This is a genomic window from Flavobacterium chungnamense (assembly GCF_039539165.1).
Taxonomy (GTDB): domain Bacteria; phylum Bacteroidota; class Bacteroidia; order Flavobacteriales; family Flavobacteriaceae; genus Flavobacterium; species Flavobacterium chungnamense.
The window spans coordinates 114,250-131,074 of record NZ_BAABCS010000021.1 but is presented as its reverse complement, the minus strand read 5'-3'; the positions used below and the strand labels follow the sequence as shown (position 1 = coordinate 131,074).

Annotated in this window: 12 protein-coding genes and 1 pseudogene; all 13 read right to left on the bottom strand. The window is 31.7% G+C overall.

Annotated features, from left to right (window positions below; translation table 11 throughout):
- Nucleotides 1–48: 48 nt before the first annotated feature.
- The 13 genes and pseudogenes from ABD771_RS12770 to ABD771_RS12710 all read right to left on the bottom strand — a co-directional run bounded on the left by ABD771_RS12770 (nucleotide 49) and on the right by ABD771_RS12710 (nucleotide 16,722).
- Entirely contained in the window at nucleotides 49–2,727 is a 2,679-nt protein-coding gene (locus tag ABD771_RS12770) for a T9SS-dependent M36 family metallopeptidase (RefSeq protein ID WP_345095169.1), read from the bottom strand.
- A 95-nt stretch (nucleotides 2,728–2,822) separates the two neighbouring features.
- The gene (locus tag ABD771_RS12765) at nucleotides 2,823–4,157 is read right to left on the bottom strand and encodes a deoxyguanosinetriphosphate triphosphohydrolase (RefSeq protein ID WP_345095448.1); all 1,335 of its coding nucleotides are present in this window, start codon (nucleotides 4,155–4,157) and stop codon (nucleotides 2,823–2,825) included.
- Between the two features lie 30 nt (nucleotides 4,158–4,187).
- Nucleotides 4,188–4,637, bottom strand: coding sequence for a GNAT family N-acetyltransferase (locus ABD771_RS12760; RefSeq protein ID WP_345095167.1), 450 nt, complete (start codon nucleotides 4,635–4,637; stop codon nucleotides 4,188–4,190).
- Nucleotides 4,638–4,642: 5 nt separating this feature from the next.
- Nucleotides 4,643–4,864, bottom strand: a complete 222-nt coding sequence (locus ABD771_RS12755; RefSeq protein ID WP_345095165.1) for a hypothetical protein — start codon at nucleotides 4,862–4,864, stop codon at nucleotides 4,643–4,645.
- An 81-nt stretch (nucleotides 4,865–4,945) separates the two neighbouring features.
- Entirely contained in the window at nucleotides 4,946–5,440 is a 495-nt protein-coding gene (locus tag ABD771_RS12750; protein WP_345095163.1) for a TlpA family protein disulfide reductase, read from the bottom strand.
- An 11-nt stretch (nucleotides 5,441–5,451) separates the two neighbouring features.
- Nucleotides 5,452–7,902, bottom strand: coding sequence for a ribonucleoside-diphosphate reductase subunit alpha (locus ABD771_RS12745; RefSeq protein ID WP_345095161.1), 2,451 nt, complete (start codon nucleotides 7,900–7,902; stop codon nucleotides 5,452–5,454).
- 169 nt (nucleotides 7,903–8,071) lie between these two features.
- Entirely contained in the window at nucleotides 8,072–9,049 is a 978-nt protein-coding gene (locus tag ABD771_RS12740; protein WP_345095159.1) for a ribonucleotide-diphosphate reductase subunit beta, read from the bottom strand.
- Nucleotides 9,050–9,386: 337 nt separating this feature from the next.
- Nucleotides 9,387–9,992, bottom strand: a complete 606-nt coding sequence (locus tag ABD771_RS12735) for a hypothetical protein (protein WP_345095157.1) — start codon at nucleotides 9,990–9,992, stop codon at nucleotides 9,387–9,389.
- A 142-nt stretch (nucleotides 9,993–10,134) separates the two neighbouring features.
- The gene (locus ABD771_RS12730; RefSeq protein WP_345095155.1) at nucleotides 10,135–13,536 is read right to left on the bottom strand and encodes a hypothetical protein; all 3,402 of its coding nucleotides are present in this window, start codon (nucleotides 13,534–13,536) and stop codon (nucleotides 10,135–10,137) included.
- A 66-nt stretch (nucleotides 13,537–13,602) separates the two neighbouring features.
- Nucleotides 13,603–13,965 carry a hypothetical protein gene (locus ABD771_RS12725; protein ID WP_345095153.1) on the bottom strand — a complete coding sequence of 121 codons (363 nt, stop codon included), beginning with the start codon at nucleotides 13,963–13,965 and terminating at the stop codon, nucleotides 13,603–13,605.
- Nucleotides 13,966–13,976: 11 nt separating this feature from the next.
- On the bottom strand, nucleotides 13,977–15,230 hold the full coding sequence (locus tag ABD771_RS12720) for an aspartate kinase (RefSeq protein WP_345095151.1): 1,254 nt from the start codon (nucleotides 15,228–15,230) through the stop codon (nucleotides 13,977–13,979).
- Nucleotides 15,231–15,297: 67 nt separating this feature from the next.
- Complete coding sequence (locus ABD771_RS12715) at nucleotides 15,298–15,768, bottom strand: GNAT family N-acetyltransferase (protein ID WP_345095149.1); 471 nt, start codon at nucleotides 15,766–15,768, stop codon at nucleotides 15,298–15,300.
- 90 nt (nucleotides 15,769–15,858) lie between these two features.
- Nucleotides 15,859–16,722, bottom strand: a pseudogene (locus ABD771_RS12710) (M48 family metalloprotease).
- Nucleotides 16,723–16,825 lie beyond the last annotated feature (103 nt).

Sequence of the window (16,825 nt, the reverse complement as noted above, 5' to 3'; positions counted from 1 at the left end):
AAGGCTTTCATTAATTTGAAAGCCTTTTAAATTTATATTAATTACTATTTAGTTTTTAATAATTTTTTGAGTGAAGTTAACATTGTCACCATTCACTTTTAAAATGTACATTCCAGATTGTAAATTGTTTAAGTTTAATGATTTCTCAGTATTGAAATCTTCATTTTTATATTCACTTACAATTCTACCATTTATATCAATAACTTGAATATTTACTTTTCCTACGTAGTTGTCGATTCTTACATTAAGGAATCCATTTGTTGGATTTGGATAAATTCTGAATAATTCATTATTTTCAAAATAATCTACACTTAATGTACAATTAGGTCCAGGAGCAAAAGCTGTAAAGTCTTCTATTTGATCATCACAATCTTGATTACTTCCTGCAGATGCATTTAATCCAACACCTCTTCTTCTGAAAACTTCAGCAATTAAGCAATAATCTTGTCCACCAGTTGTTGCTTGATCTGCCGCAAATAAAGCATCTCTTGCTGACACGACTGTAGGGCTACAAGGTTGTAGTTTAAGACCATCAATAACTAATCTCATTACTTTGTTGTTTCCACCTGTACCTGTATATTTATTATCATTATATCCATATTTTTGAATATAAGCCCAATTTAAATCCCAAAGAACTGTTGCCCAAAAATCACCATTTACATATCTGTATGAAGTATCAGCAGGATCTGAAGGAATAGGTGTGTTAGAATCGCCATATGTCAATGGGTTTATTGACATATCAGTTGAGTAAGGATATGAGCGAAGTCCACCACCATTTGTTGGCTCACTTAATACAAAAGTAGCTAATCCTTTTGGAGTTGAACCTACATCACCAGGCTTAATTTGCATCATCATTGCAAACCAATCCGACCAGCCTTCTCCCATTTGATCATAATTTTGAAGACAACTTGAGTTTAATCTACCACCGGCTAATCTTGTAGAAATACCATGGCCAAATTCGTGAGATATGATACCATTATCTAAATCTCCATCTGAATTAATAAATGGTTGTTTTTGTAATTTTACTGTCACAGGACCACTTTGCATTTGTGCAATAATAGCTTCTCCAACTTCTTGTGTTACAAAAACAGCTGGTATAAGTATATTCGCATCAGCACCACTCATAGTGACAAGTTGATTTGCGACGTTATTCACAACAATTACTGCAATTGCACCTGCGTTCTGTGCATTAATTACTTTAGAAACAAAAGTACAATCTCCTCTTCTTAAAATTACAATTTTACCATTAAGTGCTGCTGCATTTGATGCCGGAGTACATGCAATAGATGTAGAAGGATCCGCATCTAAATATAATGCTAATTCAGTTTCAATTGAACCTGGAGCTGATGGAACTGGAACATTTCCTGGATCGAACCCATTATCAGCTGAATAATAATCACCAGCTATTGAGGATGGAGATAATACAAATAAAGATTTAGGACCATAGTTCCATAAATACATTTGCATTCTTGGCTTTTGCCCATCAACAGGAGTTGAAAAATTAGCATTGTTTGAAGTTGGTGCAGCTGCTTGTGATCCATCTTGTGCATCTCCCCAAAGAGCGTCAGATGAAGCTGGTGCAGTTACTGTTGTATAATTTGTTTGTTGAAAATTACCATTTGCTTCATTAAATCCATATTGATACCAAATATCGTGAAGTATGTTGGTCATGTAGAACAAGTTAGTTGTTGCTGCGCTAATATAAGTGTCTGCTGCAACATTTGTTCCTGGATAAGGAAAATCAAAATTTAATGCTGCACCACCATCTGGAGCAAAACCATTAGTAGCGGCATTGGTATTGTGAGTTGTTGGGTTTGCACCTGTATAATCTGCTCTTGCCCAAGTATTGTTACCTCTTGTGTAAGTATATTTTAAACTTGCAGTATTTCCAGCAATTGTATTTGTATCATGCCATCCTTTTGGAGATGCAGTTGCATTTTCTGGATTCGTAACTAATTGTCTTGCAGTATGATTTGGACTTTCAAAGTTGAAAGGAATAACTCTGTAAGAACCGCCTTGTACTTGAAGAGGAGAAGCTAAACTTTCATCTTTAAATAAATTTTTGTAAAAAGAAAAATCAGAAGAACCATGTTTATGGCCTTTGTGATTTTCAAAATTACATGAAATTACTAGGTCGTGTTTTTGAAGAATAGTTCCAGTAACTGCATCAACTCGCATACTCCAAAGATGTTTATAATCTTGAGTGTAGAATGAATAATCCCAAGCCAATCTTAAAGTTTCACCCATTGGTTGATAAACAAGTTCAGCAGTAATAGGATCTTCTATTAAGTTACCATTAGAAATTTTGAATTCATTATTACTAATAGTTTCAATGATTTGGTTGTTTGAACTTGATTGATTAACTGATTCAAAAGCTTTGTTAAGTGCATTTAAAACAGATAATGTAGGTGAAGTTGTGTTAACTTTCTGAGCAACATTCGAAATAAAAACTCCAGTAGAGTTGATTACTTCATCATTCTTCATCCAAATGTTTGAAACAGAATTAAAGATTTCAATTCCTTGATGTCTTTGTTTAATCCAATAAGTATCAATTTTTGTTGATTCTGAATTACCTGTACTTTCAATTGTCCAATCACTTAAATCTTGTGATGTAAGATTAAATTTGGCTTTGTTTCTGTCTAAATAGTTTTGAATTTTCACTCTATTTTCTTGTGAAAAACTCAAAATTGTAAACAAAATCATCAATAGAGATGTAATTTTTTTCATAATTAAAGTTTGTAGTTTTTTATAGGGTAACAAATCTAAATTAATTTTCATCTAAAAGCAACTATTTTGCTTGAAAATCATAATTTTAACAAATTTTATGCAGTAATTATTTTGTTATATAATAATGCTTTACCATCAGTTAACATCGAAATGAAATGGCAAATGTGTAATAATCTTTCGTACAATGTTTCTTTTTCAATATGATGTTTTTCCGGCAAGATCTTTAATAATAGCTTATCATAATTGGTAGATTTTCCTTCATAATTATTATTGTAAGCCGTTATGAATTTATCTAACAAATTATTAATCATATGATAACCTGAAAGCTCTTTCTCAATTACTTCACGACTTTGATAAATATTTTTCACACTCAGTTTTATAATGTCATCAATTTGTGCTTTGTATTTACTTTTATCTGTTAATGCATATGGAAATTCTCCTTTTAGAATTGCTTCTTCATTTTCTATAAATATACGAACCGCATCGTTAATTAGATTTCCAATGGCTAAAGCACGCAAATAACTTATTCTGTCTTCTTTGGTAGTAAGTGTTTGATATTTATTAGTATCAATAGTGTCTTTAACCAATTTAATTAAATATTCTAAGGCAAAATCTTCCGACACTAATCCGAGATTTATTCCGTCTTCAAAATCAATAATGGTATAACAAATGTCATCTGCAGCTTCAACTAAATAGGCAAGAGGATGTCTCTCATAGCCAATATCATTTCCCGATTTGTTCGGAATCAATCCTAATTCATCGGCTACTTCTTTGAAAAATTCTTTGTCAGTTTGAAAGAAACCATATTTTTTATCCGCAATGTTTGAAGTTGGTTTTTTAGGCAAACTTTCTTTCGGATATTTCATAAAAGCTCCTAAAACGGCATAAGTCAATCGGATGCTTCCTTCTATTCCAGGTCGTGAACTTGTTAGAACCGAGAATCCGTTGGCATTCCCTTCAAAATCTATTAAATCTTGCCATTCTTTATCGGTTAGTTGTTCTTTAAACTTTTGTCCTTTTCCGATAGAAAAATATTCACCTATCGCTTTTTCACCTGAATGCCCAAAAGGTGGATTTCCAATATCGTGTGCCAAGGAAGCTGCGGCTACAATGGCTCCAAAATCATTGGCTTGATAACCGTATATTTCTTGTAAATGTGGATATTTTTCAATGATTTTTTTTCCAACCAGTCGGCCAATTGAACGTCCTACTACTGAAACTTCTAAACTATGTGTTAATCGAGTATGAACGAAATCGGTTTTCGAAAGCGGAATGACTTGCGTTTTATCTTGTAAACTTCTAAATGCTGATGAAAAGATAATTCTATCGTAGTCAACTTCAAAGCCTAAACGCGTATCGTCTTGCTCTATTCGTAGTCGTTTTCCTTTGTCGCCTTGACGTTTTAAAGATAAAAGTTGTTCCCAGTTCATCATTTAATAGTAGATTTTAAATATTAGATATTAGATAATTTTTTTCATGCAAATACTATTGTCAACACCTTGATATTGCCCAAAGTTTTCAATGATTTTATATCCTAATTTTTGATATAAATAGATAGCATCTTTTTGCAAATGACCTGTTTCTAATAAAGCAGTTTTATAATTTTCTTCTTTTGCCCAAGATTCTAATTCTGTTAAAACTTTAGAAGCAATTCCTTTTCCACGATGTTTTGGTAAAGTAAACATTCGTTTCATTTCGGCCGTTTCTGCATCATATTCTTTGTAAGCGCCAATTGCAATTGGAATTTCATTTTCATAGACAATTAAGGCGTTTTTCAATAAACTTGACTTATTAAATTGGGAATAAAAGGCATGATCTTCACCATCTAAAACAGCTAAATAGGCATCCAATTGAACTACGAGTTTTTCAAAATCGGGATTATCAGAGGTTGTCCTTTTGATGCTAAGCATTGCAATTATTTTTTATCATTCGCCAAAAAGAAATGGCGTGATTTTTTCGGATATTGATTGTAACTTTTATCACTCGGATTTGCAATAACTGATTTGATATTGATTTCATCTCCTAATTTAAAATCCTTTACAACCATTTGATAATCTAATAAATATTCGCCACAGAAATAGTTTCCGTTTTCATCTTTTTCAATAATTCCTGTATATACTCCTTTTTCTTTTGCCATGGTAATTTTATTTGATTTCAAAGATAATTAAAAAACAAAACAGCCATCGAATAGATGACTGTTTAAGTTGATTAATTATAATTATTTTTTATATTTAGCTATAATTTCTTTAATTACTTCGCTAGTTAGTTCATATCCTTTTTGTTGTGGCCAACCTTCCCATCTAACAATTCCATCTGGATCAATTAACACACAATGAGGTATTCCTTTTACAACATAGCTATCGTTTAACCTTTTACTTGTGTCAATCGCACTGTAATATTCAATTTTAGGATTGATTTGTGTTAAAACTTTTTCTTTGGTTTCATCACTTATTCCAACAATAATTAAATCTTGTTCAAATTCTTTTTGAAATGAATTTAGTTCAGGAATTGCTCTTTTACATGGTCCGCACCAAGTAGCCCAAAAATCTATTAATACAAATTTTCCTTTCAATTCAGGCTTGTCAGAAATCCACTCTTCAACAACAAAAGCAGGTGCTTCTTTGTCTTGAAATGATTTTGCCCAAAGTCTTTTTTCTTGAGCTTCTGAAATTAAAGTAACTAACAGGAAAAATACGATAATGCTTTTTTTCATTTCTTTAATTTTTATGAACCACACATTTCACAGTCATCTGGACCAGCATTTTTTGCCATTTCAATCATTGCTCTGTATTCTTCGGCTGTCATTTCAACTGGTTCGTTTAGAACAGCAATTGGTTGTAATGGTTCTGTAATGGCATTTATTTCTACTGTAGGTTGTTCTTGAACTTCAATTGGTTCTGCTTTTTTATCGTTGTTTAATGTAAACTTGATGGCATCAACCGCAGCTTTTGTTCTCAAGTAATACATTCCAGTTTTTAAACCTGATTTCCACGCATAGAAATGCATCGAAGTCAATTTAGCATAGTTGGCATCTTGCATAAACAAGTTCAATGATTGTGATTGGTCAATAAAGTAACCTCTTTGACGGCTCATATCGATGATGTCTTTCATAGACATTTCCCAAACAGTTTTGTAAAGTTCTTTCAAATCTTGTGGTACCGATTCGATATTTTGAACCGAACCATTGTGACGCATAATTTCTTGCTTCAAGGTTTCGTTCCACAATCCTCTTTCTACTAAATCGTTTAATAAATGTTTGTTTACCACAATGAATTCTCCTGAAAGTACTCTTCTTGTATAAATGTTAGAAGTGTAAGGTTCAAAAGCTTCGTTGTTTCCAAGAATTTGAGATGTTGAAGCCGTTGGCATTGGCGCCACTAATAATGAGTTTCTAACACCATTTGCTAAAACTTCTTTTCTCAAACCTGCCCAATCCCATCTTCCAGAAAGTTCCTCGTCTTTAATATTCCATAAATTATGTTGGAATTCACCTTTAGAAATAGGTGAACCTTCATAGGAAGAATAGGGTCCTTCTTGTTTAGCCAATTCCATAGAAGCAGTAACTGCTGCAAAGTATAATGTTTCAAAAATTTCTTGATTCAATTGTTTTGCTTCGTCACTTGTAAAAGGCATTCTTAACATGATAAAAGCATCTGCCAAACCTTGAACACCGAGTCCAACAGGACGGTGGCGCATGTTAGAGTTTTCAGCTTCTATTACAGGATAATAATTTCTATCAATTACTTTGTTTAAGTTTCTAGTTACTCGTTTTGTTACATTGAAAAGTAATTCGTGATTGAATTTTCCGTTTTCAACAAACATTGGTAATGAAATAGAAGCTAGATTACAAACAGCAACTTCATCTGCAGAAGTGTATTCCATGATTTCAGTACACAAGTTAGACGAACGGATAGTTCCCAAATTCTTTTGGTTCGATTTTCTGTTCGCTGCATCTTTGTACAACATATATGGAGTTCCAGTTTCAATTTGTGATTCTAGAATTTTTTCCCAAAGTTCACGCGCTTTTACTGTTTTTCTTCCTTTTCCTTGTACTTCATACGAAGTATATAATGCTTCAAACTCATCGCCATAAACATTATCTAATCCAGGACATTCATTAGGACACATTAAGGTCCAAGTTGAATCTGCTTCAACACGTTTCATGAACAAATCGGAAGTCCACATAGCGAAGAATAAATCTCTTGCGCGCATTTCTTCTTTTCCTGTATTTTTTTTCAAATCCAAGAAATCAAAAATATCTGCATGCCATGTTTCTAGGTAAATCGCAAAACTTCCTTTACGTTTTCCACCACCTTGATCTACATAACGAGCAGTATCATTGAAAACTCTCAACATCGGAACAATTCCGTTTGAAGTTCCGTTGGTGCCACGAATATAAGAACCTGTTGCACGAACATTGTGAATTGCTAATCCAATTCCACCTGCAGATTGTGAAATTTTTGCCGTTTGTTTCAGCGTATCGTAAATTCCATCAATACTATCATCTTTCATAGTTAATAGGAAACAAGATGACATTTGAGGTTTTGGAGTTCCAGCGTTGAACAATGTTGGTGTCGCGTGTGTAAAGAATTTTTTCGACATTAAATCGTAAGTTTCAATAACTGATTCTAGGTCGTTTAAGTGAATTCCAACAGAAACACGCATCAACATGTGTTGTGGTCTTTCAACAATTTTACCATTGATTTTTAACAAATAGGAACGTTCTAGAGTTTTGAAACCAAAATAATCGTAGTTAAAATCTCGGTTATATATAATGTGAGAATTTAAAAATTCTGAATTTTCTTGAATTACATTGTGAACTTCTTCCGAAAGCAATGGTGCTTCTTGATTGGTTCTTGGGTTTACATAATGATACATTTCATTCATCGTTTCTGAGAATGATTTGTTGGTGTTTTTATGTAAATTTGAAATAGCGATTCTTGCTGCTAACTGTGCATAATCAGGATGCGAAATTGTCATTGACGCTGCTGTTTCTGCTGCAAGATTATCTAATTCTGACGTAGTTACTCCATCATACAATCCTTCAATTACACGCATGGCTACTTTTACAGCATCTACTCTGTCGTTTAAACCATAGCATAGTTTTTTAATTCTATCGGTGATTTTGTCAAACATTACCGGCTCTTTGTGGCCGTCTCTTTTTACTACGTACATAAGTTTTAAGTTTTTGTGAAATAGAAAATCCCTTCGCTATTTCGGGTTATTTGTTAATAGCTATTAGCTGTCAGGCATCAGCATTTAGCCTTTTTTTGAATAAAGCATGAATGGATTGTTTAGAATTTTTCCTTTTAAGCAAATTCAGCTAATTGCTTAAAGCTAGAACCTAGAAATCAGCGTCGAAACTAATTTTACTTGCTTCAGAATCAGAATTCATTACACCAGCTTTTTGGTATTCTGCAACACGTTTTTCAAAGAAATTTGTTTTTCCCTGAAGCGAAATCATGTCCATAAAATCGAATGGGTTTGAAGAGTTATAAACTCTATCGCATCCTAATTCTACTAACAACCTATCGGTAACAAATTCTAAATATTGTGTCATCAAAGTAGCGTTCATTCCAATCAAACTTGCAGGAAGTGATTCGGTGATGAATTTTCTTTCGATGTTTAAAGCGTCAGTTAAAATTTCTGTGATTCTTGCTTTAGGAACTTTATTTACAATATGATTGGTGTGTAAATGCACGGCAAAATCACAATGCATTCCTTCATCACGAGAAATTAATTCGTTTGAAAAAGTTAAACCTGGCATTAAACCACGTTTTTTCAACCAGAAAATCGAGCAAAAAGAACCTGAGAAGAAAATTCCTTCAACGGCTGCAAAAGCAATCAATCTTTCTGCAAACGAATCAGATTCTATCCATTTTAAAGCCCATTCAGCTTTGTCTTTAATGGCAGGAAAAGTTTCTATGGCATGAAAAAGTTCGTGTTTTTCTGCTTCGTCTTTTACATAAGTATCTATCAATAACGAATAAGTTTCGCTGTGAATGTTTTCCATCATGATTTGAAATCCGTAAAAAAACTTTGCTTCTGGATATTGTACTTCGCTTACAAAATTTTCAGCAAGGTTTTCATTTACAATTCCGTCAGATGCAGCGAAAAATGCAAGAATGTGTTTGATAAAATATTTTTCATCATCATTCAATTTATTGTTCCAATCATTCAAATCGGTGTGTAAGTCAATTTCTTCTGCTGTCCAAATACAAGCTTCTTGTTTTTTATACCATTCCCAAATATCTTGATGCTTAATTGGGAAAATTACAAAGCGATCTTTATTTTCTTGAAGGATTGGTTCTATGAAAGACATAATTATGGTTTTTATTAAGGTTTTTTTAACTTATTTCAACTGTTACAAAGATTGATAATTTTAAACGAAAATGAAAGTCAAACTTATTCACAATCGGCTTTAGTTTTTAACAATGTGTAGGAATACTACTAATTTTTACTTTTTCATAACTATTTGTTTAACAATATTTTACAAACGTTGAAAAATGAAAAAACCCATAAAAATAAGGGATTTATGAATTTTTACTATAAGTTTTCGTAATGTTTTTGAAAGGAAATTTTAAGTAAAAAGCTAAACAAAAAATGCAACTTTCGATAGGTTGAAAGTTGCATTTTTAAAATTTTAGAAAAAGAAATTTTTACTCTTCTTGTTCAGCATCAATATAAGTTTTGTTTCCGTTTTTATTGATGTAATATTTTCCACCTCTTGGTCCGGTGAATACTTTTTTACCTTTATATTTTCCAGTTACTTTATCGGCAACTTTTTTCTCTGCAGTTTTAGAAGCTGCAGTTTCTTTCATATCTTCTTTTTCTTCAGCTGCAGTTTTTTTAACCTTTGTAGTAGTTTTTTTTGCTGTAGCTTTCGCTTTTCCTGTTGCAGATGCTTTTGTTTCTTTAGCTTTATCTTCTGCATCTTTGAAACGTTTGTCAGGAGTTCCGTCTTTTTTTATTTTAGTTGCTTTTTCTTCAGTTTCTTTTTTAGCTTTCGAAGTTTTCGCCTTTACGTCTTTTTTAGCTTTAGAAGTTTTAGCTTTAGCGTCTTTCTCTGTTTTTTTAGCTGCTTTTTCAGCATCTTTCTTAGCTTTAGCTTTCTCTTCTTTTAGTTTCTCAGCTTTTTCTTTTTTAGCTTTCACTACTTTTTCAGTTTTAGCTTTAGTTTTTGATGCTTTTTCTTTTACATCTTGTGCAAAAGTTGTGTTTGAGAAAATAAACACTAAGCATAATAAAATTAGTTTTTTACTCATGGTCTTAATTTTTTTTAATTGGTTTTCGTGAATCTGCGATTTCATTGTGAATTCTTAATATGGTTATTAAAGTTTAAAATTAACGAATTAATTCTAAACAACAATTATTCCAATATCATTTTTTTGTAGAACTATGTCTACACTAAAAGAATGCTCTCAATTGAACATTTCCTGTGTGAATTGTACTTGATGTATCTGATTTTCGTCCTTGATAGTTGATATTAATGTCTAAATATTGAGTTAGATTTTTCTGTAAAAGTAATCGCCAAGTACTGTTTTTTCCTGGTTGCAAACCTTCAAGCATTTGAAAAGCAACAGGTGAAAGTGCATTGCCAATGAATTCATTATTATAAAGTGAGAACTCTCCATTGGCTGTAAATTTATTGTCGCTTGAATAATTAAACGAAATTCCGAAACGTTGTTGTTTTAAAGATTCGAGTAAGTTTATAATATTCTCCTTGTTTTTATATTCATAAAAAAGTGACAAACTTTTATTGTTCGAAAATAAATAGGAGATTTTGGGTTCAACCGAATAGGAATTTAATTCAAAGTTTCGCGTCGCATAATTATCTGAGATACTTTCTGAATTTGAAACAGAAGAATCCAAATTAAATAACCAACTTTTTTTCACCAAATGTGCGTATTGCACCTGATTGGATTGTGTTGTGTTTTCTTGCGAACCGATAGACAACAACGTTTTTACTCGTCCATTTAAATGAGTGTACGTTAATGAGTGACGTTGCTTGCCTCGATTGTAAAACAAACTATTTCTGAAATTAGTGTTCAATCCGAGTAAATTATCTTCGCTTGTTGAAAACGGATTCAGATTAAAATTATCAGTATCGCGTTGGATTTTTCTGTCTAATGAAAATGAAGTTTGGTTATAAAAATAGGAGAGTAGTTTCTTGAAACCTTTATTGTTAATCCATTTTGAAGGACTTAAAGTTACCGATTGCGAAAATTTATTTTGATGTGTTTTTACAAAAATTTGATTGGGAAGAAACACACGAACATACTTGGCTTGATCTGGAAAAGCAGCGATTTCAAACTCTTGTAGTTCTTGTATTCCGTTGTTGTTATAATCATTCCACATGTAAACTCCTTGTCCGGGATTGACTTCTAAATAAGTGAATTCCTGTTGAGCAATGGTTCCTGAAGCAGTTTCGTAGGCAACTGTGGTTTGAATTAACTGATTGAAAAAATTATCATTGTAAAGCAATCTAGAATTCAATGATGGTTCTGTTGGAATCGTTGCATTGGTATATTTTAATCTTCGATAATTTACAAAAAGAGATAAATTGGTTTTCTTATTTTGAATCAATTTAGATTTCAAATAATAGGAATCAGAAGTATTTACTCGTTGCAAAATTCCTAATTGCAAACTGTCGTTTTTTCGATTCAAATAGCCAATTTCAGTGTAAACTTTTGTACTATCACCACGACCAATAAACGCACCATATTCTGAAAAACGTTGACTTAAAGTGGTGAATTGATTTGTGGCAACCAATTGTTCCTGATTGTCTTCAAGGTTAAAGCTTCCACCAATCCAATTCTTTTTAAAATGTAATTTTGCTCTAGTTTGATTTCGAATAAAGTCAGTATTTGAAATAGTTCCAGTGCTTTTCATGAAACTAGAATTTTGTTGAACAACTAATTTTTTATGTTTGAAACTTCCTTGAACAATATGTCGTGTTCCTGAAAAATTATTGGTAAAATCTAGTTTTTCTAGTTGATATTTGGCAAATCCTTTGGCTTTAAAATCAAAATTTAAACCTGAAACCAACAAACTTTGATTACCAGAAATGGTTGTTAAATTCCAATCACGATTGAATTCTATATTGAATAATCGTTCTATAGTCTTGAAATTTTGTTGCACTAATTGATAATTTGCAAAAGCATCTAGATTATATTTTCCTGAATAAAGTCTCTGTTTTCCATTGATTTTTGTTGCAATCCCTCTGTTGTTATTGTCGTCAATGGCTGAATAAAGATTCAAATCGTTGTTGCTTACTCCGAGTTCAAAATCAATTGCGGTTTTCTCATTTGGTTTGTAACTTCCTAAAATTGTGGCAATTTGAATTTTTGTTGGAGCAATTAATCGTGTTATTGGTTCGTAATTTCCTTGTGGGATCCCAGCAATTGGAGCAACATATTCATAGATTTTTCCAACGGCATTATTGTTTGCTAAAACGTAATTTCCTAAGTTATTTCCAACCAACGAAAATCGTACATTATACAAGGTGTCATTTGCATCATTTGAATATTGAAAAACTTCAACACCACCAATAATGACTTTTTCATACAAAACTTTATTTTCTGAATAAGAATCTTCGTAAGCTGATGGCGCAGTCATTAAATTAGAATCATCTCCAGTATTTTTGAGAACTTCAACTTGTTGACTAGATAAATTTTGTTGCAATGGTTGGTTTTTCACATCATTTTCAGAATATAAAAATCCGCCAATAGACCATTTTTCGCTTTGATGTGTTGCGCCTCCATAGGTTACAAATCGAGTGAAATTTCTATCAGAATATTGATATTCAATAACAATTCGCATTTCGGAAGTGATAGGAAATAGAGAAGTAAAAATGATTTCTCCTGCATTATAATCGATTATGTAATCATTGCTTTCACCTCTTTTTAATAAAATTCCATTAACAAAAACTCTTTCTGAACCCGAAATTACCAGTACAAATAATTCTCCATTGGCACCACGTAATTTATACGGACCTTGATTTCCTTCTTGTCCAGTGAAATTGCTTTTTGCATATTGACCACGAACAACTGCACCAGAGGCAAAGACTTCAGTTTTATTTTGAGGTGTTCCAAAAGTGAATTTTGATGATATTCCTTGAACTTTTTTATTGAAATTTAAAAACTTAGATTGTCTGTTTTCAAGAAATAAATCACCAGCGCGAATACTCCATTTGTCTGAAAACAATTCGATGAATATTTGGTCAAATTCGTCTAATGTTTGCGAATAGCCGCCAGCTTGCAAAGGAATATTACTATCTTGAATAGAAGCACGAAGTGAAACTTTATTGGAAATTTTACCTGTAATTTGCAAATCAAGATTAGAATTTACTGTTGAATTTTGATTGTTCCCAACAGTAATTCCACGAGTTATACTTCCCGAAGTATTCAGTCCGTCAAATGGTTTGAAGGTTTTTAGATTGTCTCTTTTTATGGTGTATAAATTTCCAGCTTCGTTTGAAACCACTCGTTTTTCATCATAAATAGAATAGGTTTTAGTAAGAAATTCAGGAAACTTCAAATAACGAATGGTCAATGAATCTTGAGAAACATAATTGTTTTTGAAAATCAATTTTGAGTTTTGAAAATCTACTTTATAATAGGAAGAGTCGATTTCGATTCCTTGTTTATTAAGGATTTTAAAGAACGATTTATTGATGCTAACGTTATCAATAGCGATAGTATCTTTAGAAATAGCTATTTTTTTGTTTTTATATGGCGTTTCTATTTCCTGAGCAAAAATGCCCGAAAAACAGAACAATAACATCCATAAAAAACTATTTTTTAACATAAATAAGATAACTCATAAATGTCAAAAGTAGTATTTATAATTGGAAAAAGCTCATGGGAAAACAGATTAAGAAGCCAATTTCTTAGAGGCAAAAAGTTTTTCTATTCGGAAAAAGGCAATTATAAAAAGACTTGTTGCAATTAAATGATATGAAAAATCAAAAAATGTGTTTGACGGAATAAAAACAGCAAGAAAATAACTAATTACTCCAGAAAATATTCCAATAATAAAACCAATTGCTAAATTGAAAATTCTATTTTTTCTTGAAATAAAAAAGAAAAATAAAGCACTGGAAATAACAACTACTTCAAATCTTGCAAAAATACCATTGTCTTTTCCTTGATAAAAAGACGTGTCAAAAAGCTTGTATAAATCGCGTAAAAAAATGACAATTAATGAAAGTAAAACGAGAAATACTATTATTTTCAATTTTCTTGACATTACTCCTTAGTAACAATCTGCATGGTTTCTCTAGAAATTTGTTTTACTAAAATGGTTTTGTCTTTTTCTACCATTTCTGCTGCTTCTTTAGAGAAGTGACGAATGGTGTAAAGCGAAACATTTTCATTATAAGAAACTTTAAATTTCTTTGAAAGAATAGTTTTCAATTCATTGAAATTTTCAAATTTATCTTCAATACAAATAGAAAAACTGATGGCTGTGTTTTGAATCAAACTTACTTTGATTTTATACTTATGTAAAAGCGCAAAAATTTCACTGATATTTTCTTCCATAATAAAAGAGAAATCTATGGATGAAAGAGAAATTAATAATTGGTTTTTCTTTACAATAAAACAAGAAGCTTTTGGTTCTAAATCGGCACCTTTAGAAACTGAAGTTCCAGGTAACAAAGGATTTATAAAGGATTTAACAAAAAGCGGAATTTCTTTTTTCTGTAAAGGTTGCAATGTTTTTGGGTGAATTACAGAAGCTCCATAAAAGGCTAATTCTATTGCTTCACGATAAGAAATTTGATTCAATAAAATAGCATTTTCAAAATATCTTGGATCGGCATTCATTACACCAGGAACGTCTTTCCAGATGGTTACGCTTTCCGCACTCAAACAATAAGCAAAAATCGCTGCAGTATAATCGGAACCTTCACGACCTAAAGTTGTGGTAAAGTTATTTTCGTCTGAACCTAAAAATCCTTGTGTGATGTTTAATGCTTTTTTCTTAATTCCTTTAGAAATCAATTTTTGAGTTTGCTCCCAATCTACATTGGCATCACGGTAAGTGGCATCGGTTTTAATGAAATTTCTAACATCAATCCAATTGTTTTTTAAACCTTGGTGATTGAAATAATAGCTTACAATTGTTGTAGAAACAATTTCTCCATAACTAATTACTTGGTCGTACACAAAGTTGTAATTTGGAGATTTATTACTTCTCAAGAAATATTCTAAATCGGCAAAATGACTGTTCACCGCAAAGAAAACATCATGTTCTTCATCGTCAAATAAGTCTAACAAAATTTGATTATGGTATTTTCTAACTTCTTGTAAGGAAGCATGAAATTCGTTAGATTTTTCAAAATAATTTTTGATTACAATTTCCAAAGCATTGGTTGTTTTTCCCATTGCAGAAATTACAATTAATACATCTTCATGACCCACTTTTTGTAAAACATCAAAGACATTTTTTACACCATCGGCATCTTTCACTGATGCGCCACCAAATTTAAATATTCTCATTTTAATTTCAGATTTCAGATTTCAGATTTCAGATTTTTAGCCGAAATAGAAATCAATTCTTTTTATTTTATTTTTCTAGAAATTCGTTAATTCCACTTTCATCCATTTGAACCACGCGCCAATCATCAAGAATTTTTGCTCCACTTTTTTTATAAAATTCAATTGCAGGAGTGTTCCAATCTAGAACATTCCATTCAATTCTTCTCACATTATCACGTTTTCCTTGGGCTATGATTTCACTGTAAAGTGCAAATCCTGCTCCGGTTCCGCGTTTGTCTTCTTTTACAATTAAATCTTCAAGGTGAATTGTCTTGCCTTTCCAAGTAGAATATCTGTAATAATAAAGAGCAATTCCGATGATTTTCTGGTTAACTTCTGCAACAAATGTATGAAACAAAGGGTTTTCTGCAAAACCATCACGAATTAAATCGTTGACAGTTATAACAACGGCATCAGGTTCTTTTTCAAAAACGGCTAATTCTTTTATCAACTCTAAAACCGATGGCATGTCGTTAGGAGTTCCTTTTCTTATTATCATAGCAAAAATAGTATTTCCCAAAAATACAAATTCCAAATTCCAACTGCAATAGTGGAATTTGGAATTTTAAAAAATATCAGTTTTAAGAAGTTATTTCTTTTTCTTCTTAGTAGTAGCTTTTTTAGTAGTAGTTTTTGTTACAACCACTTTGTTATTGATTGGTTTTTGAACATATGCTTTGTATAGTCCATCAGTAATTGCTCTCTGTTTAGCAGTTTCTGCTCTATCTTTTGGATCTGGGTGTGAACTCATCATTCTTGATAAAAAATCGGCTGATGCACCACCACTTTGAGAAGCTAATAAATTAAAAGCCTATTCAACTGCGTTTACATCATAACCATGTTTCTTCATAAAATCATATGAAAAAGTATCTGCTTCAGATTCTTGTTTTCTGCTGTGTTTACTGTCTAACATTGCGTTTCCAATTTGACCTAATTGGCTGTCTGTTAATTTGGCAACTTTATCAGATTGCGATGAAACAGCATCAATCAATGCAGCTTTTCTTAACGCAGCTTTCATAGCATCTTTTGTATCTTCATTGGCAACGTGACCAATTTCGTGACCAATAACGGCAAGCAATTGATTGTCATCCATAATGTCCATTAAACCTGAATAAACACGAACACTTCCATCTGCAGTTGCAAATGCATTTACATCTTTTGTTAGATATACTTTATAGTTTAATGCTAATCCGTTTTCGCTTGCATGTTTTCCAAAAATTCTGTTTAGTCTAAGGGTATAACCATCTTTTGGTCCAGCTACAACATTAGTTGAATCCATTTTTCTAACAGCTTCTTTAGATAATTTTGCTGCATCTTCATTTGAAAATGTAAAGCTTGCAACTCCATTTTGTAAAGCACCAAGAGCTTTTTCTCCTAAGTTAATTTGAGCATTTGCTGTAGAAATGTTTAAAATAACTAATAAGGCAATTGCTAAAAATGATTTGATTTTCATTGTATTATGATTTAATAAATTAAAGAACAAAGATAAAATAAGTTTGATAATAAATTTGTAGTATTAATTCGTTTAATTGATTTGAAATTTAATAAAATAAACG

Coding starts and splice junctions, on each gene's coding strand:
- ABD771_RS12745 (WP_345095161.1), bottom strand. CDS start 7,902: ATGTACGTAGTAAAAAGAGACGGCCACAAAGAGCCGGTAATGTTTGAC.
- ABD771_RS12760 (WP_345095167.1), bottom strand. CDS start 4,637: ATGCTTAGCATCAAAAGGACAACCTCTGATAATCCCGATTTTGAAAAA.
- ABD771_RS12740 (WP_345095159.1), bottom strand. CDS start 9,049: ATGTCTTTCATAGAACCAATCCTTCAAGAAAATAAAGATCGCTTTGTA.
- ABD771_RS12735 (WP_345095157.1), bottom strand. CDS start 9,992: ATGAGTAAAAAACTAATTTTATTATGCTTAGTGTTTATTTTCTCAAAC.
- ABD771_RS12720 (WP_345095151.1), bottom strand. CDS start 15,230: ATGAGAATATTTAAATTTGGTGGCGCATCAGTGAAAGATGCCGATGGT.
- ABD771_RS12730 (WP_345095155.1), bottom strand. CDS start 13,536: ATGTTAAAAAATAGTTTTTTATGGATGTTATTGTTCTGTTTTTCGGGC.
- ABD771_RS12765 (WP_345095448.1), bottom strand. CDS start 4,157: ATGAACTGGGAACAACTTTTATCTTTAAAACGTCAAGGCGACAAAGGA.
- ABD771_RS12750 (WP_345095163.1), bottom strand. CDS start 5,440: ATGAAAAAAAGCATTATCGTATTTTTCCTGTTAGTTACTTTAATTTCA.
- ABD771_RS12715 (WP_345095149.1), bottom strand. CDS start 15,768: ATGATAATAAGAAAAGGAACTCCTAACGACATGCCATCGGTTTTAGAG.
- ABD771_RS12755 (WP_345095165.1), bottom strand. CDS start 4,864: ATGGCAAAAGAAAAAGGAGTATATACAGGAATTATTGAAAAAGATGAA.
- ABD771_RS12770 (WP_345095169.1), bottom strand. CDS start 2,727: ATGAAAAAAATTACATCTCTATTGATGATTTTGTTTACAATTTTGAGT.